We start from the raw sequence: 20,083 nt of genomic DNA on the forward strand, positions 1-20,083 counted from the left end.
TCAGGCCTTCTTGGGCAGCAACTGCTCGACGTCCGCGTGCGGCCTGGGGATGACGTGCTTGCTGACGACTTCCTCGCCGACGTTCGCCGCGGCCACGGCCCCGGCGTCGACGGCGGCCTTCACCGCGCCCACGTCGCCGCGCACGAGCACGGTGACCAGGCCGGCGCCGACCTTCTGGTAGCCGATCAGGACGACGTTCGCCGCCTTCACCATGGCGTCCGCCGCTTCGACGGCGCCGACGTAACCCTTGGTCTCGACGAGACCGAGTGCTTCGCCCATCTCACTTCCTTTCCTCTCGTGGTCCCTCCGTCCGGCTGGTGCCGGGAGCTCCGAGCGCGAGGGGCCGTTGGTTCGCTCGGACTACGAGGTGGTGGTCGGCTTGCGCGACCGGGTGCGCTTCGCCGGGGCGGGCGCCTCGGCGGCCGCCTTCACCGGCGCCGGCGGTTCGGGCTCGGGCGTGGGTTCCGGCTCGGGCGCCGGTTCCGGGGTGGGCGTCGGCTCCGACTCCGGCTCGGGTACCGGTTCCGGTTCCGGGACTGCGGCGACCGCGGGTGCGACCTCCAGCCCGACGGTGAGGTCGGTCAGCACGATCGGCTCCAGCTGGTCGCTGGGACGGGGGATCACCGAGGTGGCGAACACCTTCGTGATCCGGGACGCGGCCGCGCGGGCCGCGGCCACCGCGGACTGCACCGCCGAGACCTGCCCCTCGATCTTGACCGCGACCATCCCCATCCCGTCGGTGGTCTCGTAGCCGATCAGCTTCACGTCCGCGGTCTTCAGCGCGACGTCGGCGGCCTCCACGGCTGCGGGGAGGCCGAGCACCTCGATGGTGCCGAGGCTCAGGTTGGGCATGGCTTGCGCTCCTTCTTCACACTGCAGTCAGGTCGGTCAACGGCATTCGCTTGACGAGCCGCGCCGCGTTCGCGCCGGCGGCCCGGTCACTGGCCTCGCCCCGGTTCAGGTTCTCGACCAGGTAGGGGCGGCCCTGGGGGAGCTTCTCTGTGGTGATCACCACGTACTCGAGGCTGACGCCGATCCCGACCCCGAGCCGGGACTCCACAGCCGCCTCGTGCGCGAGCACCAGGGGGTTCAGCTCGGCGTGGCTGGTCACCTCGACCGGCACGCCCTCCTCCTCGATGCCGTGCAGCACCTCGGCCACCCGCGGCTCGGGGATCCGGTCGTTCAGCCGCAGCCGGATGCTGGGACGGTCCGGCTTCATCGGGGGATTCATCGCTGCGCCTCCCAGGCCAGCACCAGCCCGGTCGCGACCGCGTTGCGCGGGCCCTGGCTGCCACGGATGTTGGCGCGTCCTGCGACCACGCGGTACTCCCCCAGCGCCCTGGTCACCAGCTGCGGGATCTCGAAGTCCAGTGCGGACCCTCCCACCAGCACGACGTGGGCGATGTCGCGGACGTTGCTGGTCGGGCTGACCGCGGCCAGCGCGCGCAGGGCGTTGGTGACGAAGACGCGCTCCTTGGCCCGGATCCGCACCTGCCGGATCACCTCCAGCGGCGCGCGCAGCGGCAGCGGGATCATCCCCTCCGGGTGCAGGACCACCGTCCGGGCGAAGGTGTGCGGAGGGAGCGGCTCGTCGAAGAACTCGACGGTCCCGTCCTCGTGGCGGATGTTGAACAGCGTCTCCACCCTCGCCAGCGGGTAGCGCTTCACGTTCTCGGCGTCCTCGGAGCTCTCCAGGCCGAGCTCGGACTGGATCAGCAGGGTGACCATGTTGCCCGCGCCGGCGAGGTGGATCGACCGCGCGGTGCCGTCCGCCTTCAGCACGGACGCGTCGGTCGAGCCGGCCCCCATGTCGAGGATCGCGATCGGCACGGACGCCCCGGGCGTGGTCAGGGCGCCGCGGACGGCCATCTCCGCCTCCACGCCGCCGACCTCGACCGGGATCGCGAACTGGGCGGTCATGTCGTGGGCGATCCGCTGCATCTGGAGGTGGTCGGCCTTCACCATCGCGGCGATACCGACGGCCGCCTCCAGCGAGAACTCCCCGGCCAGGCCGCCCGACACCTTCTGCGGGACCTGGGTGTCGACGGCCAGCAGGTCGGTGACCTCGATGCCGGACGGGTCGCGGTCGGTCAGGCGTCCCATCACGACGCGGACCTTCTCCATCATCCCGCCGATGTTCGTCCCGGGTTCGCCCTTGATGTTGGTGATCTGCCCGACGGTCCCGGCCGTCCGCATGATCTCCTCCGCGCCGTGGTCCACGTCCACGCTCGCGGTGCGCTCGCCGACGAACGTCAGCGAGCCGGCAGGGATCCGGCGCTCGGTGACGTCGCCCTTCGGTGTCTTGATCACCACGGCGGACCGGTTGCCGACCAGTGAGCGCGCCATCGGCACGACGGAGGCCGTCTCGTCCGGGCTGAGGGAGAACAGGGTCGCGATGCCGTAGGGGTTGGCGAGCGTCTCGATGATCCGCCCGACCTCTGCGACCTCGACGGCGGCCAACATGCCGATCGGGACCTTGTCGATCAGGGCGACCTCGTCGACGATCGGGATCTTGTGGTGCAGCCGGTTGTGGACGAGCACGCCGTCGTCGCGCTGCAGGATCGCGCCGGTGACCTGGACGCGGGTCGCGGCGTCGTTGATCCGGGAGGCGACGTCCTCGAAGCTGTGGCTCCGGTCGGCGACCACGATGTAGGCGGTGCCGGGCGTGGTGCGGTCGAGTTCGCCGATCCGGACGGTGGTGCCCACGCCGATGCCGAGCCCGCCGGGGGTGGTGGGGTTGTGCCCGATCATCGTCGACTCGGTGATGATCGTCTCCGAGATCGTCTCCATGGCCACGTCGCCGATGACCGGCGCGGCCTCGTTGATCCGGATCAGGTCGAGGTCGGACACGGCGCGTCCGGCCGACTCCAGGGCGACGGTGAGGGCGGCGAACACACCCTGCGTGTTCTGGGCCGTGCCCTTGATGCCGGTGGTGGGGACGATCGAGGACGCGAGGAAGACCGGGGTGGCACCCGGGGAGAGTTCCGCGAGTGCCACCTCGGTGGTGGCGTTGCCGATGTCGATACCGGCGATCAGTGCCATGTTCGCTGGGTCCTCGATCGTGGTGTGGGTTCGGACGAAGTGGCGCGTAACGGGAACCGTCCCCGATGACGCGCCGGTGGTGCCCGGTGGGCCCGACGTCGTGGTCGGGCGCACCGGGACCGGAGGGTCACTCGGCCTTCAGGCGTCCCCGCTTCTCGTACACGTCCGCTGCCTCGCGGATGAACGCCGCGTTGACCGTGCACCCGTACTTGCTCTCCAGGCCGTCGGCGATGCCGTACAGCTCCGCCTTGGTGGACCGGTACGGACGCAGCGCGTTGTACACGTCCAGCAGTTCGGCGTCCGGCACCTTGATCAGCTCCGCGGCGCGGCGCATGTTGCGGGCCAGGGTGTCGCGTCCGACCGACTCGGCGACCTGGGCCTGCAGCTCGAGGGTCTCCGGGGCGATCCGGAAGTCCTCGGCACCGAGCTCGCCCGACTTCACCTTCGCGAAGCTGAACTCGGACAGCGGCTTTCCTGTCGCAGCCTTGATCTGCTGCGGCATCCGCTCGCCCAGCGGGTAGCTGGACCGGTCGATGGTGCCCGTGGCGGACGCCGCGGCCGGCTTCTTGGCGAAGGCGACCTGGTCCTTGCCGAGGTTCGCCATCACCTCGGACATGATCTGGCGGATCAGTTCTTCGGATTCCACGTCGCTCTCCTACCGGTACTCGACCCGAAGGGCCTGGGTCTTCTTGTTCGGGTCGCAGAGCTGGGTCTCCTTGATGTGCCACAGCGCCGCGATGGCCTGGTACTTCGGCCGGGCCATCTGGTCGTTGCGGACCGGCACCGGTGAGGGGGACTCGCCCTTGGCGTACTTCGCCGCGTTCTGGCCGATGGCCCGGAACGTGTCGAGGTCGATCAGCGGTGCCTGGGAGAACAGCTCCAGGTTGCTCAGCGGCGGCAGGTCCTTCTGGTGGATCACCGTCGTGCCGCGGGACTGGATGCCGATCCCGATGCCCGAGCCGGACAGCTTCGCCGCCTCGTGGGCGATGAAACCGACGTCCGCGGTCCGGAACACCCGGATGAACCGGTAGCTCAGGCCCTGCTCCTCGATGCCCGCGCACACCTCGCGCAGGACGTCGCCGTGGTCGAGCCCGATGATCGTCCCCGTCATCCGGCCTCCGAAGCCGGGCGCAAGGGCGATCACGACCTCACGCGGGTTGGTCCCGCGCTCGGCGGGGCCGGCCTCGCTGATCGACAGCGACCCGGACGCGGAGGCGACGCTCGGTGCGGTCGCGACGGCGGTGGCCGTCCCGCCCGAGCCGGAGCTGAACTCCCTGATGACCTCTTCGATGATGCTGCGCAGCGTCTTCTCGTCCATCACTCGTCCTCCCTCAGACGTTCTCGGGGCTGATCGCCTGGCGGATGGTCTTCAGCTGGTTCCAGCGCTCCTCGGAGATCTGGTAGCCGGTCTGCGGCCCGCGGTAGTCGTTGGGCTGGTTGACCGCGCTGATCACCTCGAAGTCCTTGGTCAGGATCGCCGCGGTGTGCAGGTAGTCGCCGGCGACCTTCTGCTTCTGGATGCCGTAGACACCCTCGGCGACGTCCTCGAACCCGGCCTTGGCGAGCGCCTTGACCAGGTCGACGCCGGTGATGCCGCGCTTCATGACGTCCTCGGCCGCCTTCAGGTCCTCCACCACGTTGCGGGCAGGCATGTCCTGGCTGCCCCTGGCGTAGGTGGCGGCCTCGACCTCTGCGTCGGTGACCTCGGTCAGGCCGAGCTCACGGAACAGCGCCTGGATCGCCTTCGCCGCACGGTTGCGGACCCGGACCACGTCCTCCTCGAGGACCGGCTGCAGGCCACCGTCGACCTTGAGGTCGCGCTGGATGATCAGCCAGTCGTCGTAGTCGTCGGCGTCCCAGTTGGAACCGGCGAACATGTTGTCGTAGTTCGGCGTCGCCGAGTAGCCCGAGCAGATGAAGTCCGTGCCCGGCACGAACTGCATCAGCGAGCGGGCCACCCGCCGCAGGTCGGAGTGGGTGAAGGTCTGGTCGTTGCTGGACGCGCACTCCAGGTCGAGCGCCATCGCGATCAGGTTCTCGGCCAGGATCGCCCGGACGCCGCTCGGCACTGCCGCGGGGACACCCACGCAGGAGACCGAACCGTTCTGGATGCCCTGGGAGCCGGCCGCCTTGGTGATGTAGAGGCAGCGGGACTCCAGGTACAGCATCGACTTGCCCTCGGCGTAGCCCATCTGGACCTCGGAGCCGGTGCCGGACGTGAACCGCATCTTCAGGCCGCGGGACGCGTAGCAGGAGGCGAGGAACGCCTTCGACCACGGGGTGTCGTCGCCGTCCATGAACACCGGCTCGGTGCCGTAGACCGAGACCGTCTCGGCATACGCGGTGAAACCGCGCATGCCCAGGTTCAGCTCGGTGGCCTCCTCCACAGCGCACTGGGTGAGGATGCCGGGGCGTCCGACCTGGGCGCCGACCATCAGGGCGATGGCGTTGAACGGCGCGTACCGGGCGATGCCGACCGTCGTCTCGAGCTCGGCGAAGCCGCGCAGGGCTGCCTCCGCGCCGTCGGCGGCGATCTGGACCGGATTGTCCTTCAGGTTGGTGACGTGGGCCTGGTTGGCCGGGGTCATCCGGGCCCGCATCTTGGTGACGGCCATCATCATCTCGAGGACGGTCATCTGGCTGACGACCTCGGTGATCTTGGCCGGGGTCATCGCCGTGGTCAGCGCGACCACCTCTGCGCGCGGCACGTTGAAGTCGACCAGCTTGCGGGCCAGGTCGAGGGAGTCCATCCTGCAGACCGCCTCGGCGTTGTCCAGCTTGATCCCGTAGTCGGCGATGAACGTGTCGATCATGTCGAAGTCGGCGCGCTGCTTGCCGTCCAGCTCGACGACCTTGCCGTCCACCACGCGGATCGACGGCTTCGGGTCGTTCGGGCTGCTCATGGCGATCAGGCCGACCTCAGGCCACTCGGTGACGTACCCGTCCTGGTTGACCGGACGGGCGTCGAGCGCCTCGAATCGCTTGCTCTGCACGTTGGGCCTCGTCTCAGATGTACGGGGTGGTCGAGGACTCGGGGTAGGCACCCATCGCGCCGAGCAGTCCCCGTCCGACCTCGCGGGCGGCGATGATCGCCTGGCGGACCGCACCGGAGTCGCCGCTGAAGAACGAGATGACCTCGTTGGAGAAGCTCGTCCCCGCTGCCGGGCTCGAGTACCCGATGACGTCGATCGTGGACGCCTTCACCGCGGTGTCGGCCAGGACCACGCCGATCGCAGCCGGAGCGCCGACGGTGATGCCGAAGGCCTTGCCGAGCGGGGCGCCGAACGCCTTGTTCAGGGCGTGCGACGCGCGGGCGGTGTACTGGAACTCGAGGTGCCCCGCGTCGTTGCCGTACACGTCGCCGAAGGTGCGCTCGATCTCGCTCAGGGTGACCTCGACCGCGCGGCGGGCGTCGGAGACGTCCTCGGCGCCGAAGATGATCAGGGAGCCGTGGCCGGCGCCGCCCTTGGTGTCCCTGGGCAGTTCGATCGCGACGATCTCGGTGTTGGTCGCCTTGACGGCCTCGTCAGCGGCGAAGATGTGCGGGCCGGCGCCGGTACGGGCACCGACGATGCCGATCGACTTGTACTTCGGGTCGATCTTCATCAGCTGGTGGATCTGCGGGTCGACGTTCGCGATGACCAGGCCGATCGTGTCGCCGATCGGGTTGGCGCCGACGAACTCCGTGCTCGCCGGGCGGGCGCCGGCGTAGCTGGGCGCTGCGGGCGCGGGGGCTGCGCCGCCGTCGATCTTCTTCATGACGGCGGACATGATCTGGTTGACCAGTTCCTCAGTTGCCATGGGTGTTCACGACCTCACTTCTCGGCCGACGGGAGGATCTTCTCCACGTCGGTGTGCGGACGCGGGATGACGTGGACCGAGACGAGCTCGCCCACGTTCTGGGCGGCCACGGCACCGGCGTCGGTGGCGGCCTTGACGGCGCCGACATCGCCACGGACCAGCACGGTGACCAGGCCGGAGCCGACCCGCTGGCTTCCGATGAGGACGACGTTGGCCGACTTGACCATGGCGTCCGCGGCTTCAACAGCGGCGACGAAACCCTTCGTCTCCACCATTCCAAGGGCTTCCTGCATTCCAGACTCCTCCGTTGGGTCTTCGGGCCACGGCGGGAAATCCACCCGCGGCATTCGCCTTCGACGCTAGGGGTATCCCGGGTCAATAAACGCACCTGCAACGACCACTTTCCGGCCCGTTCGCCGGCCCGAGGAGGGCCAGAAAGTGCAACTCCGATGACCGATTCGTGCTGGTCTGCACGGGACCGGCACAGTGGTTGACACCCTCCCCGGCCGCGCCGACGATGGGCTGCGGGCGGACCCCGTCCGCGCACCGAGAGGCAGGGATGTCGGAGAAGCAGCGCATCATCCAGGAGTTCGTTCCTGGCAAGCAGGTGACGCTGGCCCACGTGGTCGCCAACCCTGACGCGCGCCTCTACCCGAAGGTCGGCCTCGCCCAGTCCGAGGGCGCCATCGGCGTCATGACGATCACCCCGAGCGAGGCGGCGATCATCGCCGCCGACATCGCGACCAAGGCCGCGTCGGTCGAACTGGGGTTCGTGGACCGCTTCTCCGGCTCGCTCGTCGTCCTCGGCCGGCTCACCGACGTCACCTCCGCGGTGGAGAACGTCGTGTCGGTGCTGTGCGACGAGCTCGGCTTCGCCCGTCCGCCGCTGACCCGGACGTGAAGCGGATCCTGCTGGTCGGCAGTGTCGGGTGTGGCAAGACCACCCTGCTGCAGCGCCTGCACGGCGCCGACCTGACCTACGCCAAGACCGAGACCATCTACACCGACGGCCAGGTGGTCGACACCCCCGGCGAGTACCTGGAGCTGCCGTGGTTCAAGCACGCGCTGCGGCTGGCGTCCTTCGAGGTCGAGCTCGTGGTGCTGCTCGCGTCCGCAACGGTGTCCGAGGCGAAGTTCCCACCCGGTTTCACCACGTTCTTCATGCCGCCGTCGATCGGTGTCGTGACGAAGACCGACCTCGCCGGCCCTTCCGCGATCGCGACGGCGGGCAGCCACCTGCGCCTGGCCGGCGCGACCGAGCTCTACGAGGTCTCCGCCGTCACCGGTGACGGCATCGACACCCTCTCCGCCCGCCTCGCCTGACCGTCCCCTGGCCGGGTCAGACGATGGTGTGCAGGATGCCGGCGAGGTCACCCTCGGTGGCCGGGACGGGGTTGCCGGACGTGCAGAAGTCCTTGCGGGCGGTCGCGGCCAGCGCAGGGATCGCGGCCCGGAACTCGCCGGCGTCGATGCCCGCCTCGCTCATACTGGCCGGCATCTCCAGCTCGCGGCGCAGCCGCTCCAGCCACCCGACCAGGCCGAACACCACGTTGCGGTCGCTGGACGCGGTCAGGCCGATCGCCCTGGCCAGGCTGACGTAGCGGCGACCCACCTCCGACACGTGGCTCGGACGCAGCCCCAGCACGCCCGCGTTGTACTCGATGACGTGCGGCAGCAGGATGCCGTTCAGCCGGCCGTGGGCGACCGGGAACGACCCGCCGATGGCGTGGGACAGCCCGTGGACGATCCCCAGCCCCGAGTTCTGGAAGGCGATCCCCGCCATGGTCGCGCCGGTGTGCTGGTGCTCGCGCGCCTTCGGGTCGGTGGTACTGCGGAAGCTGCGCACCAGGTACGTGTCGGCGATCCGCAGCGCCTTCTCCGCGAGGGCGTCGGAGAAGTCGTTGTGGCCGAGCGCGACGTACGCCTCGATGGCGTGGCTGACCGCATCCATGCCCGAGTCGGCGACCAGTCGCGGCGGTGCGGTCGCGACGGCGTCCGGATCGAGGATCGCGACGTCGGGGAGCATGTCCGCCGAGGTCAGCGGCAGTTTGGCGTGGCTGTGCGGGTCGGTGACCACGGCGAAGGACGTGACCTCCGACCCGGTCCCGCTCGTGGTGGGGATCACGTAGAAGCCGGCGTCGGTGCGATGGCCCTGCTCGAGCGCGAGCTTGCGGACGGCCTTCGCCGTGTCGATCGGGGAGCCTCCACCGAGCGCCACCAGCGCCTCCGGACGGAAGGACAGGAACGCCCGTAGGCCTGCGGCCACCGCGGCCACGTCCGGGTTGGGGATCACCTGGTCGAACACCTCGACCGTCGCGGCGGAGAGCGCGCTGCGCACCTGGCCCATCAGGGGCGTCGTCGCCAGGAAGGCGTCGGTGATGATCAGGACGCGACGGCCGTCCAGGTCGGCCAGCGCAGCCAGCGAGTCAGGCCCGTAGCAGAGCGTGGTGGTGAGCTGGAAGCGAAACACCGGTCGGTCTCCCGTCGCGCGCAGAGAACTGCCGCCGGTACTCGCTGGGCGACATCCCCGTGTGTGCCCGGAAGACGCGTGAGAAGTAGTTGACCTGGTTGAAGTCGAGCTCCGTCGCGATCTTCTGCACCGGCATCTGCGTGGAAGCTAACATCAGCCGCGCGCGCTGGATCCGCCACGCCGTCACATACGACACGAATGTGTAGCCGGTGACCGATTTGAACAACTTCGACAGGTGCCCGGGCGACCAGTGGGTGGCCGCGGCGGCCTCGGTGAGCGACAGCGCACGGTTCGGGTGCCGCGCGATGTCGTTGAGCAGGTCGCGCAGGTCCCGGCGCCGGTGCGGACGCGACCGCACGATCTCGTCCAGCAGCATCCCCAGCAGCCGCTCCAGGTAGAGCTGGGTCTGGTAGCGGTTCACCGAAAGGGTGCGGCGTTCCCGCTGCCGGTTCACGACCTGGGTGAGGTGCGGGACGAGGCGCGGCGCGCAGTCGGCGGTGACCGCGAGGACGACGTCCTCCAGCGCGGCGACGTGCTCGCGGACGTCGCCGGGAGCGGCGAACGCTCCGTCCAGCAACTGGCTCGCCTCGGCAAAGGCTCCGGCCAGGTCCTCGGCGTCCATCGCGGCCCGCACCGCGGCGAAGCCCTCGGGGGCCGGCGGGACGGGGGCCGCGTCCTGCTCGGGTTCGGGCGGACGCCGGTACGGCACCAGGGCGAGGACGGGCAGCTGCGGCTTGACCACCGTGGCCTGGCGCGTGGCGACCCGGTGCGTCCGGACGCCATCGATGCTCATGCTCAGGCCGAGCAGCGTCTTGGCCGCCGCGGCGATCTTCTTCAGGCTCGAGGTCGGGACCTGCTCGTACAGCTCGTCCAGCTGGTCCTCCCCGCGCCACGACGTCCGGCTGGTCAGGAAGTCGGGCTGCTCGGCCTCCGGCACCCGCACCTGGCCGCACAGGATGGCGCCCACGTACTTGTCGCCGTCGGTGACCGGGACGGAGAAGTCGACCAGCCCGGAATGGCATCGGTAGGCCTGCGGCGACCCCTCGATCATCGACTGCAGGCCGCCGTGGGCGTCACAGCCGTGGCAGAGCTTGTCGCGCATCGGGTCGGAGCGCATCATCCGGCAGAAGTCGGTGAACGCGCACGCAGGAGTGACCGGGACGCCACGCGTGTCGACCGCGACGGTGGCGAGGCCGGTCGCCTCGGAGAAATCCTCGAGTACCTTGTGGAGCTGGTCGAGGTCCAGCACCGCACCCATCCCTAGCTGCTCCATTGACGCCTCCGGGTCACCCTTGCTCCGGGTTGGATCGTTGCCGACACTAGTCGACCCGGGAAGTCCCGAAAAGTGCCACCGGCCTGCTCGTCCGACTCGCGGGCGGGCATCCGCGCGTCACCGCAATCCCGAAATCCGGACGAGTGATCCGCCCGGAATTGCACCCCCTCGGTTAGCCTTTCCGGTATCCCCCGCGGCGTCCTGCACGGACGCCATTCGACCGACAGGAAATCCCGTTGACGATCGTGACCACCCACGTCCCGGGGACGACACCCGAGCCGGTGGTCGCGCGGGTCGCCAGGCTGTGGGACGAGTTGCACTCCCCCGTCGTCGGGCGGCGGATCGCGGGCACGGTTCCGGTCTCCGTCGTGGCGGGCCTGGTCTCGCTCGCCGCATCGGCGTGGTTCGTCCCATCCGGCCTGAGCCTCGCCTACGGGGACGCGCTGAGCCACCTCACGATCGCTCGGCGACTGTTCGACACGATGACCGATCCGGGGCTCGGCCAGCTCGGCACGGTCTGGCTGCCCATCCCGCACGTGCTGCTGATGCCGTTCGTGCTGTGGCTGTGGGCCTGGCAGACCGGCTGGGGCGCCGCGCTCCTCGGCGCGCTCTGCCTGGCGGCAACCGCTGCCGGCTGCTACCGCGCGGCCGCACGCTGGGGGCTCGGCCTGACCGCGCGGCTGGTCGTGGTGTCGCTGATCGTGTTCAACCCGTCCATGCTGTACCTGCACGCGACGGCACTCACCGAGCCGGTGCTCATCGCCGGCATCTCGGGGACGCTCGCCGGCCTGTCCAACTGGGCGACGAAGTCGCGGCGACTCAGCCCGGGCGAGTTGGCCGTCTTCGCCGGCATCCCCGCCGCGGTGGCCACGATGTCCCGGTACGAGGGCTGGGCGCTGGTCCTGGCCGGCTCCCTGTTCGTCGGGATCGTGAGCTGGCTGCGCGACCGCAGGCTCGCCGCCGTCGCGACCTACGTGTTCGGCTTCGCCATCGTCCCGTTCGTCACCATGCTGTGGTGGCTGGCCTACAACTGGGTGACGTTCCACGACCCCCTGGCCTTCATCTTCGGCCAGTACTCGGCGAGCGCCCTCCAGGCCGACCTCGTCGCGCAGGGCCTCACCACCAAGGGCGACCTCGCCGGCAGCATCGCGACGATGAACCTCGCCGTCGCGGGCACGGCGGGGACGGGCACGCTGGCGCTGGCGGGCCTGGCGCTGGTCGTGCTCGCGTTCACCGAGCGGTCGGTGAACCGCTGGCTGTTCCTGGCGATGACGACGATCACCTACGTGTTCATGGCGTTCAGCCTCTGGGCGGGCCAGGCCGTCATTTTCAACCCGGCGTCGTCCGACACGTCCATCTGGAACAACCGCTACGGCATGGCCAGTGCGCTGCCGCTGGCGCTGCTCGTGGGCATCGGGGTGGACGTGGTCTCGAGCCGCCTGAAGCGGACGAGACCACGCCTGGCCAACCTGCGCCGGGCGCTGCTGGGGGCGCTGGTGGCCGTGGCGATCATCGGGCAGACCGTCTGGCAGCTGGAGGACGTCACGTCGCGGTCGTTCGTCCTCAGCGAGGCGCAGACGCAGTACACGCTCAAGGCGGGGGCCCGCTCGGCGGCGGAGTGGCTGGGCAGCCATTACGACGGCGGGCAGATCCTGCTGGACGAGGCCGTCGCGGGCAACAACATCCTGCCCATCGCCGGCATCCCGCTGCGGGAGTACTACCTGCGCTCGACCGACACCCTGTTCGACGACGCGATCGCAGACCCTGCCACCCACGCCCGCTGGCTGTGGGCGAGCGACGATGCGTCCGATGCCGTCACGAACTCGCTCGCGGCGTCCCCGTCGCTGGCGGCCGGCTACCAGGTCGCGTTCAGCGACGACACGGTGAAGATCTACGTGAGGACCGGCGGATGACCTTCGGCAACCACCTGCTCGCGACCCGCCAGATCGACGCCGGCGCCCTGATGTGGGCGCGCGCCGAGCAGGAGGTCGAGGGCGGAGGGCTGGGTCGGCACCTGGTCATGCAGGGCGCGCTCACCCCGGACCAGATGTACGCGGCACTCGCCGACTACTGGGGCGTCCCGCTGGTCGACCTGGACGCCGAGCCCCCGGACGGGGGCCAGCTCGCCAGCGCAGGGCTCACCACGGCGGAGTGGCAGCGGTGGATCCCGTGGCGCAGGGACGAGCACGTGCAGTACGTGGCGACGTGCGTCCGGCCCGACGAGGAGTTGGTCGCAGAGGTCAGCCGGTGCTTCCGCGACGTGAGGGTGGAGTTCCGGGTCGCCACCGACGCCCAGATCCAGGCGGCCGTGCAGCGGGAGCTGCGCGAGGAGCACCTGTTCGAGATCTCGGAGGGGTTCGCCTCCCGGGCGCCCGACTTCTCGGCCAAGCAGGGCCTGGCCCTGTGGCAGAAGATCGTACCGGTGGGCTTCGTCGTGCTCAGCGTGGTGGGGCTGCTCCTGGACTGGCGGCTCGCGCTGATCGTCCTGCTCACCGTCGCGAACGTCGCGTTCACGGCGAACGCGTCGTTCAAGGTGATCTCGACGGTGTTCCGTCCGTTCACCTCCCAGCGGTCCCGGCGGATCGCGCGCGCGGAGCGCAAGGAACTGACCGCGCGCGGGCTGGACGCGGACGACCTGATGGCGCGGGCGATCGAGTTGCCCGTGTACACGATCCTGGTGCCGGTGTACCAGGAGGCGAACGTGATCGGGAAGATCATCGAGAACCTCGAGAGCCTGCACTACCCGCGCTGGAAGCTGGACGTCCTCGTCCTGCTGGAGGAGAACGACACCGAGACGATCGAGGCCGCCCGCGCGGCGAACCCGCCACCGTACGTGCGGCTGCTGATCGTGCCCGACGGGCAGCCCCGCACCAAGCCGAGGGCGTGCAACTACGGGCTGCTGTTCGCTCGCGGGGAGTACGTGGTGATCTTCGACGCCGAGGACCGACCGGACCCCGACCAGTTGCTGAACGTCCTGTCGTCCTTCCGGCACGACGCCGAGTTCCGCTCCCGGCACGCCCCGCCGCTGGCGTGCCTGCAGGCCGCGCTGAACTACTACAACGCCGACTACAACGTGCTCACCCGGATGTTCGCGATCGAGTACGCGCACTGGTTCGACTCGATGCTGCCCGGCATGGACACGACCGACATCCCGATCCCGCTGGGCGGCACGTCCAACCACTTCCTGCTGAAGGCGCTGGTCGAGGCCGGCGCGTGGGACCCGTGGAACGTCACCGAGGACGCGGACCTCGGGCTGCGGCTGGCCGCGTCCCGGTACCGCGTGGACGTGGTGAAGTCGACGACGTGGGAGGAGGCCACGGCCAAGATCGGCCCGTGGATCCGGCAGCGGACCCGCTGGATCAAGGGCTACATCATCACCGCGGCCGTGAACCTGCGGCATCCGGTGAAGTGGGTCGAGCACAACGGGTGGAAGGGCCTGGTCACGATGGGCGGCCTGATCCTGGGCACGCCGATGGCGTTCCTGTTCTACCCGCTGATGCTGGGCTTCACCCTGTTCGCGTGGCTGATCGGGCCGGTGTTCCCGATCGCCCTGCCGGCGTGGCTGCTGGTGTTCGGCACCATCAACATGCTCGGCTTCAACGCCCTGATGGTGATCGTGTCGGGGTTGGCGGCCTGGCGCCGTTACAACTGGCGGATCGCGATCTTCGCCTTCTTCGTCCCGATCTACTGGCTGCTGCACTCCTGGGCCGCCTGGCGCGCGGCGATCCAGGTGGCCCGCGACCCGCACCGCTGGGAGAAGACGCCGCACGGCCTCACCGAGGAGTACGACGACGGCATCATCGACACCGGCGGCCTCCCGCACTCCGCCGCCAGCTGAGGCGCGTCTCGTCCGGGAACGGTCCCTGAGGAGGCCGGCGGGTGAGGAACGAACCCGACGGCCGTCACGAAGGGCCGCCGCCACCGGCCGAGGATCTGCGGGCGTCGAGCCACCACCCGGCGGCACGATAGGAACCGTCCCCATCGGTCCTCCAGAGTCCCTGAGGAGGCCGGCGCCCCGACACGGTCCCTGAGGAGGCCGGCGGGTGAGGAACGAACCCGCCAGCCGTCACGAAGGGCCGCCGCCACCGGCCGCACGAGCCACCGGACGGCACGAAAGAACCGTCCCCTCGTACCGCGCCGAGAGCACGAACGGTGGCTCTCAACGTGCCGACGGACGCCCTTCGTGACGCGGTCGCTCGTCCCTCACGACCGCTCCTCAGGGAGCGAAGAACGAGAAGCGCCCGCAACCGCCCGACCACGCCCGCCCCAGCCGCCGGCCCCAGCAGGCACCGACACGGTCCCTGAGGAGGCCGGCGGGTGAGGAACGAACCCGCCGGCCGTCACGAAGGGCCGCCGCCACCGGCCGCACGAGCCACCGGACGGCACGAAAGAACCGTCCCCCCGGTGCCGCGCCGAGAGCCACCGTTCCCGTCCACAGCCCTTGTCCGGACAGGGGCTCTCGACGCGAACGATGGCCCTCGAGCACGAACCGTGGCTCTCAACGTGCCGACGGGCGCCCTTCGTGACGCGGTCGCTCGTCCCTCACGACCACTCCTCAGGGACCGCAGAGCGAGAGGGCACCATTCCCACGGACGCCCCTCGCGGCGGCGCTACTGCTCGGGGAGGTTCTCGTCCGGGTCGTCGGGACCGTAGTTCTTCGGCGCTCCGTCCTCCGTCTGGTTCGCGTGCTCGGCGTCCGGCGCCGCATCGAGGTTGTCGACGTCACCGTCGAGCCGGTCGACCTCGGAGAGCTCTGCCCGGGGCTGTTCTGTCATGGCCGCTCCTTCCTGCCCCCCGAGTACCCGAATCTCTTGAGGAATTCTCAGGCGTGTTTCCCCCGGATCCCCCCTCAGGGGGACTATGCTCCATTTCAGCGTTACTGCTAAGGGCAGTCCTTTAGGGATAGGGGACCCGCAGCCCCGCCTTCCATCCAAGGCGGGGCTGAGCCGCGTTCTGGGGCTTTTCAGTTCCCCGTGGCGGGCGTGCAGCCGCAGGACTCCCTCGGAACCAGGGTCGTCGGGTGGACGCGCACTGCCCGCTCCTCACCGAGCAGCACCGCCACCGCTTCGGCAGCCATGTCGGCCACGGGCACGCTGGAGGTGGTCAGGGACGGGACGGTGAACGCCGCCTCGGGCGAGCCGTCGAACGATGCCACGGCCAGGTCGTCGGGGACGCTCCGTCCCGCGCGGTGGAGGCCGGAGAGCAGCCCGATCGCCTGCTGGTCGGACGAGGCGAACACCGCTGTCGCCTCCGGGTGGCCGGCCACGAGACGGGCCGCGGCGTCGAGCCCTCCGTCGGCCGACCAGAACGCCCTCACGACATGCCGGGTGGGCAGCCCGGCGTGGTCGAGCGCGTCACGCCACCCACGCTCGCGCTCGTCCATGGCCTCGTCGGTGCGCTCCGGGTGGTCGGAGCCGATCACGAGCGCCACCTCGCGATGCCCGTGCACCTCGACGAGGTGTTCCACCGCTGCGCGCGCGCCGTTGTAGTAGTCGGGCCAGACCGCCGCCCCGCCGGTCTCCGGCACGGCGATGCTCAGCCGCACCAGCGGGATGCGGTTGCGCACGACCACCGCCACCGCTTCGGGCTCGGGGACGGTGGACACGATGATTCCCGCCACCAGGTGGCCGCTGAGCGACTCGACCAGCGGCGCCATGCCGCCCGTCCGGCCCTGCGCCAGCACGAGGTTCACCCCGTGTGCGCGGGCCTGGGTCTCCACCGCGCGCGCGAGCGCTGCGAAGTAGGGGTTGCGGACGTCGGGCACGACCAGCCCGATCAGGTCGGAGCGCCCGGTGATCAGCGACCGCGCGGCGGCGTTGGGCCGGTAGCCGAGCTTCTCGATGGCGTCCAGCACCTTCGCCTTCGTCGCCTCCGCGACCGGGCGGGGTCCGCCGTTGACGACGTAGCTCACCACCGCAGAGCTCACGCCGGCGAGCCGCGCCACATCGTTCCTCGTCACCGCGCGCGGCGGCTTGCCGTCGGACATCGCTCCCCCTGCCGTCGGCGGCCCAGCCTACGGCGTCCCCGGCCCTTGCTCGCGCGTCGACCGGACCGGGCTACACCGCGTCGACGAGGTAGAGCACGACGTGGTCGGGGTTCACCGGCGCCTCCATCAGGCCGGACGAAGCGAGCACCGAGCCGGGCAGGACGACGCCGGCCTCGGCGCCGGTCCTGACCAGGGTGGGCGCGTGGCCGCCGGAGACGTCCGCGATCTCCCGGCTGAAGTCACGTTCGACTCCCCACCACTGCGGCGGGTGGATGCCGGACGGGGGACGTCCGACCAGCGCCGGCTGCACCCGGTACCGCCGGGACGGGTCGAGCCCGGGGAACCGCAGCCGTCCGAGCAGGCTGGTCGTGTGGGTCGCCACGGACGCGAAGGAGTAGATCGCGCGGGACCCGTCCGCCGCGACCACGCCGGAGGCCAGCAGTGCGTCGTCGGGGAAGTCGACCCGGACGAGGTCGCCGCCCAGCAGCAGGTCGCGGTTCGCCTTGTAGAACGCGATCCACCCGGCCAGCTCGTCGAGCTCGACCGCGCTCGCGCGACGCAGGTCCCACTCCACACCGAGGTGGCCGAACAGCGCGGTCGCCGCCCGGAAGTTCAGCTCGTGCGAGCGTCCGGTGGTGTGCGAGACGCCCGAGGCGATGTGCGAACCCAGCATCTCCGGCGGCACCAGCTGGGTCGTCCATCGCAGCATCGACTGCCGCTCCAGTGGGTCGATGCAGTCCGACACCCACACCCGGTCGGCCCGCTCCAGGACGCCGAGGTCGACCCGCGCGCCTCCGGAGGAGCACGACTCGATCTCCAGCCCGGGGTGAGCGGCCTTGAGCTCGTCCATCAGCCGGTAGGTCGCCAGCGTCTGCGCGTGCACACCCGGACGCCCGTCCGGCCACGTGCCGGCGTCGATCAGGTCGCGGTTGTGGTCCCACTTGATGTAGCTGATCTCGTACTCGTCGACGATAGCCAGCAGCTGGTCACGGACGTGGGCGTAGCACTCGGGGATGCCGAGGTTGATCACCTGCTGGTGCCGCGAGAGGACGGGCTGCCGGCCGCCGGTGGCCATGATCCACTCCGGGTGGGCGCGGGCCACGTCCGAATCGGGGTTCACCATCTCGGGCTCGAACCACAGCCCGAACTGCATCCCGAGCTGGCGGACGCGGTCCACCAGCGGGTGCAGGCCGTCGGGCCACACGTCCGGGCTGACCACCCAGTCGCCGAGCCCGGAGAAGTCGTCGCGGCGGGAACCGAACCAGCCGTCGTCGAGCACGTACCGCTCGATGCCGGCGGCCGCGGCCGTCTCGGCCAGCTCCAGCAGCGGCTCCAGGGAGTGGTCGAAGTAGACGGCCTCCCACACGTTGATGGTCACCGGTCGGTCGGCCGACGGGTGGTTCGGGCGCGCGCGCAGGAACCGGTGGAACCGCCGCGCGACCACGTCCAGGCCGTCGCCGTACGAGCCGTACAGCCACGGCGAGGCGTACTCCTCCCCCGGTGCCAGCACGAGTTCGCCGGGCAACAGCAACTCGCCGCCGCCGATCACCTTCTCCCCGGTGAACGCACGCTCGGCGTAGTGGGTGTGGTTGCCGCTCCACCCGACGTGGACGCCCCACACCTCCCCCGTCCCGAACCCGAAGCCCGGCGTGCCCGCGTGCAGGACAGTGGCCGCGTCCGCGCCCGTGCGTCCCTTGCGGCCCTCGCGCAGGTGCGTACCGACGACGAAGTCGCGGCGCTGCGGCACCCGCTCCTTGCCCCAGCGCCCCGCCGAGTCGAGCAGTTCGGACGCGACCGCCGGCACCGGGTAGGCCAGCACGAGGTCGTCCACCTGGTAGGGCTCGGTGCCCGCGTTGGTCAGGCGCGCGCGGGACCTCAGCAGCCCGCTGGGCGTGAGCTCGATGGTCAGCACGAGCTCCAGGCCCGCCACGTCGTCGGCGGCCGCCACCTCGACCACGCCCGCGCCGAGTGCGACGAAGCCGGACGCGGCCGCCCCGTCCACGCGGAGCGAGGTCGTGGTGAACCGGGGCGACCAGTCGCGTCCGCTCCGCGACCCGCTCAGCCCGGGACGCCCGACCCACCCGGTGTGTTGTTCGGGCAGCAGCGCGACCCGGATCGGCTCGTCCACGACGTTCGGGGCGATCGGGTGGACTCCGCCGAGCACCATCGCCTCGACGTCAGCCGCGCCCAGTTCACCCAAGTCGGCGCCCCAGTGCACGACCGCGGGCAATCGCCCCGCTGCGACGTCGAGCACGACGCACACCCCCCCGGCACGCAGCACGACGTAGGCATTCACGGTTTCGGCCATCAGGCGCTCCTTCGGTGTGCGCGGGTGATCACGTCGACCCGCGTGGCTGGAATCTGGTCGGGGGTGCAACCGCACGAGCTGCGGCGGACGAGTTCGGCGGCGAACCGCCGGTGGGTGCCGCGACCGCGCTCCGGCTCGCCGAGGAGCTCGATCGCCGCGCGGGCGAGCCGCTGCAGCGGCTGGCGGGCGACGGTGAGCGGCGGCCAGCAGAACTCGGACTCCCTCGTTCCGTCGAAGCTGACCACGGCGACATCCTCGGGGACGCACACGCCACGTTCGTGCAGGGCGCGCAGCAGGCCGATCCCCTGCTGGTCGTTGCTGGCGAACACGGCGTCCACGTCCGGGTCGGACGCGAGCAGCGCGGAGCCACCGGCGTAGCCGCCCTCGGCGTTCCACGGCACCCGCACGATCGGGCCGTCGGGGAGCCCGGCGGCACGCAGGGCGCGACGCCACCCCTGCTCGCGGGGGTCCGGGTCGCCGAACCCGCCCTCGCCGACCACCAGTCCGATCCGGCGCCGGCCGTGCTCGACCAGGTGGTCGACGAGGAGCTCCGCCGCGCCGGCGGCGTCGGTGCCCACCGTCCGCCGCCCCGGCACCGGGCCGGGGCAGTCGATCAGCACGGACGGGATCCCCGCGGCGCGGAGCGCCGGATACCGGTCGAGCCTGGTCAGGGAGCCGGCGAACAGCAGTCCGTCCACCTGGCGCGAGACGAGGTCGTCGACGAGCGCCGACTCGATCCGTTCGTCGTGGTAGCTGTCGACGACGAGCAGCCGCTTCCCCGCCCGGTCCGCCGCCTTCACCAGTTCGGCCGTGTACTCGGTGAAGTAGGGGTTCAGCGGATCGGCCACGACGAGGCCGAGCAGCTCGGTCGTGCCCCTGCGCAGCGCCCGCGCGCTCGCGTTGGGGACGTAGCCGAGCAGGTCCATCGCCTCCCGCACCCGCGCGGCCGTCGCCGCGGCGACCGGACGGGGCCCGTCGTTGACGACGTAGCTGACCACCGCGGTGCTCACTCCGGCGAGCCGGGCCACGTCCGCCCTGGTCGCAGCAGGACGTCGCCCGGACGCCCCAGCGGGGCTCACGGGATCGGCGTCGGGCGCGGCGGGCAACGGGGAACTCCTTCGTCCTCGGAGGTGCTATCTACACCAATAGACCCAAGGGTTGCATGCGATCACGCGTCCACGCAAGCGTCGAAACTCCATCGAA

The 20,083-nt window shown here is 70.6% G+C and carries 19 protein-coding genes; 4 read left to right on the forward strand and 15 right to left on the reverse strand.

Going from position 1 to position 20,083, the window contains the following annotated elements; all coding sequences use genetic code 11:
- From QM779_RS10870 to pduA, 9 genes are all read right to left on the reverse strand, one after another.
- Positions 1 to 279 carry a BMC domain-containing protein gene (locus QM779_RS10870; RefSeq protein WP_415154646.1) on the reverse strand — a complete coding sequence of 93 codons (279 nt, stop codon included), beginning with the start codon at positions 277 to 279 and terminating at the stop codon, positions 1 to 3.
- A gap of 81 nt (positions 280 to 360) precedes the next feature.
- On the reverse strand, positions 361 to 852 hold the full coding sequence (locus tag QM779_RS10875; RefSeq protein ID WP_428535060.1) for a BMC domain-containing protein: 492 nt from the start codon (positions 850 to 852) through the stop codon (positions 361 to 363).
- Positions 853 to 868: 16 nt separating this feature from the next.
- Complete coding sequence (locus QM779_RS10880; protein WP_428535062.1) at positions 869 to 1,231, reverse strand: glycerol dehydratase reactivase beta/small subunit family protein; 363 nt, start codon at positions 1,229 to 1,231, stop codon at positions 869 to 871.
- Entirely contained in the window at positions 1,228 to 3,042 is a 1,815-nt protein-coding gene (locus QM779_RS10885; protein WP_428535064.1) for a diol dehydratase reactivase subunit alpha, read from the reverse strand. The genes QM779_RS10880 and QM779_RS10885 overlap by 4 nt, the downstream gene beginning before the upstream one ends.
- Positions 3,043 to 3,169: 127 nt before the next feature.
- On the reverse strand, positions 3,170 to 3,688 hold the full coding sequence (locus QM779_RS10890; protein ID WP_428535066.1) for a diol dehydratase small subunit: 519 nt from the start codon (positions 3,686 to 3,688) through the stop codon (positions 3,170 to 3,172).
- A 9-nt stretch (positions 3,689 to 3,697) separates the two neighbouring features.
- Complete coding sequence (locus QM779_RS10895) at positions 3,698 to 4,360, reverse strand: propanediol/glycerol family dehydratase medium subunit (RefSeq protein ID WP_428535068.1); 663 nt, start codon at positions 4,358 to 4,360, stop codon at positions 3,698 to 3,700.
- A gap of 13 nt (positions 4,361 to 4,373) precedes the next feature.
- Complete coding sequence (locus QM779_RS10900; RefSeq protein ID WP_428535070.1) at positions 4,374 to 6,035, reverse strand: propanediol/glycerol family dehydratase large subunit; 1,662 nt, start codon at positions 6,033 to 6,035, stop codon at positions 4,374 to 4,376.
- A 13-nt stretch (positions 6,036 to 6,048) separates the two neighbouring features.
- Positions 6,049 to 6,843 (reverse strand): propanediol utilization microcompartment protein PduB, encoded by a 795-nt coding sequence (gene pduB / locus QM779_RS10905; protein WP_428535072.1) that lies wholly within the window; start codon positions 6,841 to 6,843, stop codon positions 6,049 to 6,051.
- Positions 6,844 to 6,857: 14 nt separating this feature from the next.
- Positions 6,858 to 7,136, reverse strand: coding sequence for a propanediol utilization microcompartment protein PduA (pduA, locus tag QM779_RS10910; protein ID WP_415153492.1), 279 nt, complete (start codon positions 7,134 to 7,136; stop codon positions 6,858 to 6,860).
- 266 nt (positions 7,137 to 7,402) lie between these two features.
- Here pduA and QM779_RS10915 point away from each other — a divergent pair, with 266 nt between their 5' ends.
- Both QM779_RS10915 and QM779_RS10920 read left to right on the forward strand, forming a co-directional pair.
- Entirely contained in the window at positions 7,403 to 7,744 is a 342-nt protein-coding gene (locus QM779_RS10915; RefSeq protein WP_428535074.1) for a BMC domain-containing protein, read from the forward strand.
- Positions 7,741 to 8,166, forward strand: coding sequence for a EutP/PduV family microcompartment system protein (locus QM779_RS10920; protein WP_428535076.1), 426 nt, complete (start codon positions 7,741 to 7,743; stop codon positions 8,164 to 8,166). Before QM779_RS10915 ends, QM779_RS10920 begins: the two co-directional genes overlap by 4 nt.
- Positions 8,167 to 8,182: 16 nt before the next feature.
- Here QM779_RS10920 and QM779_RS10925 read toward each other — a convergent pair whose 3' ends face one another.
- Both QM779_RS10925 and QM779_RS10930 read right to left on the reverse strand, forming a co-directional pair.
- The gene (locus tag QM779_RS10925) at positions 8,183 to 9,313 is read right to left on the reverse strand and encodes a 1-propanol dehydrogenase PduQ (protein WP_428535078.1); all 1,131 of its coding nucleotides are present in this window, start codon (positions 9,311 to 9,313) and stop codon (positions 8,183 to 8,185) included.
- Positions 9,270 to 10,571: a PocR ligand-binding domain-containing protein gene (locus QM779_RS10930; protein ID WP_428535080.1), complete on the reverse strand. Its 1,302-nt coding sequence runs from the start codon at positions 10,569 to 10,571 to the stop codon at positions 9,270 to 9,272. The genes QM779_RS10925 and QM779_RS10930 overlap by 44 nt, the downstream gene beginning before the upstream one ends.
- A gap of 251 nt (positions 10,572 to 10,822) precedes the next feature.
- On the opposite strand from QM779_RS10930, the gene QM779_RS10935 reads away from it, so the two are divergent.
- Positions 10,823 to 12,499, forward strand: a complete 1,677-nt coding sequence (locus QM779_RS10935; RefSeq protein ID WP_428535082.1) for a hypothetical protein — start codon at positions 10,823 to 10,825, stop codon at positions 12,497 to 12,499.
- Positions 12,496 to 14,424, forward strand: coding sequence for a glycosyltransferase (locus QM779_RS10940; protein ID WP_428535084.1), 1,929 nt, complete (start codon positions 12,496 to 12,498; stop codon positions 14,422 to 14,424). Before QM779_RS10935 ends, QM779_RS10940 begins: the two co-directional genes overlap by 4 nt.
- Positions 14,425 to 15,196: 772 nt before the next feature.
- On the opposite strand, the gene QM779_RS10945 is transcribed toward QM779_RS10940, so the two are convergent.
- The 4 genes from QM779_RS10945 to QM779_RS10960 all read right to left on the reverse strand — a co-directional run bounded on the left by QM779_RS10945 (position 15,197) and on the right by QM779_RS10960 (position 19,986).
- Positions 15,197 to 15,361, reverse strand: a complete 165-nt coding sequence (locus tag QM779_RS10945; RefSeq protein ID WP_428535088.1) for a hypothetical protein — start codon at positions 15,359 to 15,361, stop codon at positions 15,197 to 15,199.
- A 188-nt stretch (positions 15,362 to 15,549) separates the two neighbouring features.
- Positions 15,550 to 16,572 (reverse strand): LacI family DNA-binding transcriptional regulator, encoded by a 1,023-nt coding sequence (locus QM779_RS10950; protein ID WP_428535090.1) that lies wholly within the window; start codon positions 16,570 to 16,572, stop codon positions 15,550 to 15,552.
- Between the two features lie 70 nt (positions 16,573 to 16,642).
- Positions 16,643 to 18,880 (reverse strand): alpha-galactosidase, encoded by a 2,238-nt coding sequence (locus QM779_RS10955; RefSeq protein ID WP_428535092.1) that lies wholly within the window; start codon positions 18,878 to 18,880, stop codon positions 16,643 to 16,645.
- A complete protein-coding gene (locus tag QM779_RS10960; protein WP_428535094.1) occupies positions 18,880 to 19,986 on the reverse strand; it encodes a LacI family DNA-binding transcriptional regulator in 1,107 nt (368 codons plus the stop codon). The genes QM779_RS10955 and QM779_RS10960 overlap by 1 nt, the downstream gene beginning before the upstream one ends.
- Positions 19,987 to 20,083: the final 97 nt, after the last annotated feature.

The sequence above is a fragment of the Propionicimonas sp. genome, from assembly GCF_049840635.1.
In the GTDB taxonomy this organism is placed as follows: domain Bacteria; phylum Actinomycetota; class Actinomycetes; order Propionibacteriales; family Propionibacteriaceae; genus Propionicimonas.

Excerpts from the sequence above, each read along its gene's own strand:
- QM779_RS10870 (WP_415154646.1), bottom strand. The coding sequence starts at position 279 with ATGGGCGAAGCACTCGGTCTCGTCGAGACCAAGGGTTACGTCGGCGCC.
- QM779_RS10875 (WP_428535060.1), bottom strand. The coding sequence starts at position 852 with ATGCCCAACCTGAGCCTCGGCACCATCGAGGTGCTCGGCCTCCCCGCA.
- QM779_RS10880 (WP_428535062.1), bottom strand. The coding sequence starts at position 1,231 with ATGAATCCCCCGATGAAGCCGGACCGTCCCAGCATCCGGCTGCGGCTG.
- QM779_RS10885 (WP_428535064.1), bottom strand. The coding sequence starts at position 3,042 with ATGGCACTGATCGCCGGTATCGACATCGGCAACGCCACCACCGAGGTG.
- QM779_RS10895 (WP_428535068.1), bottom strand. The coding sequence starts at position 4,360 with ATGGACGAGAAGACGCTGCGCAGCATCATCGAAGAGGTCATCAGGGAG.
- pduB (WP_428535072.1), bottom strand. The coding sequence starts at position 6,843 with ATGGCAACTGAGGAACTGGTCAACCAGATCATGTCCGCCGTCATGAAG.
- pduA (WP_415153492.1), bottom strand. The coding sequence starts at position 7,136 with ATGCAGGAAGCCCTTGGAATGGTGGAGACGAAGGGTTTCGTCGCCGCT.
- QM779_RS10915 (WP_428535074.1), top strand. The coding sequence starts at position 7,403 with ATGTCGGAGAAGCAGCGCATCATCCAGGAGTTCGTTCCTGGCAAGCAG.
- QM779_RS10930 (WP_428535080.1), bottom strand. The coding sequence starts at position 10,571 with ATGGGTGCGGTGCTGGACCTCGACCAGCTCCACAAGGTACTCGAGGAT.
- QM779_RS10940 (WP_428535084.1), top strand. The coding sequence starts at position 12,496 with ATGACCTTCGGCAACCACCTGCTCGCGACCCGCCAGATCGACGCCGGC.
- QM779_RS10945 (WP_428535088.1), bottom strand. The coding sequence starts at position 15,361 with ATGACAGAACAGCCCCGGGCAGAGCTCTCCGAGGTCGACCGGCTCGAC.
- QM779_RS10950 (WP_428535090.1), bottom strand. The coding sequence starts at position 16,572 with ATGTCCGACGGCAAGCCGCCGCGCGCGGTGACGAGGAACGATGTGGCG.
- QM779_RS10955 (WP_428535092.1), bottom strand. The coding sequence starts at position 18,880 with ATGGCCGAAACCGTGAATGCCTACGTCGTGCTGCGTGCCGGGGGGGTG.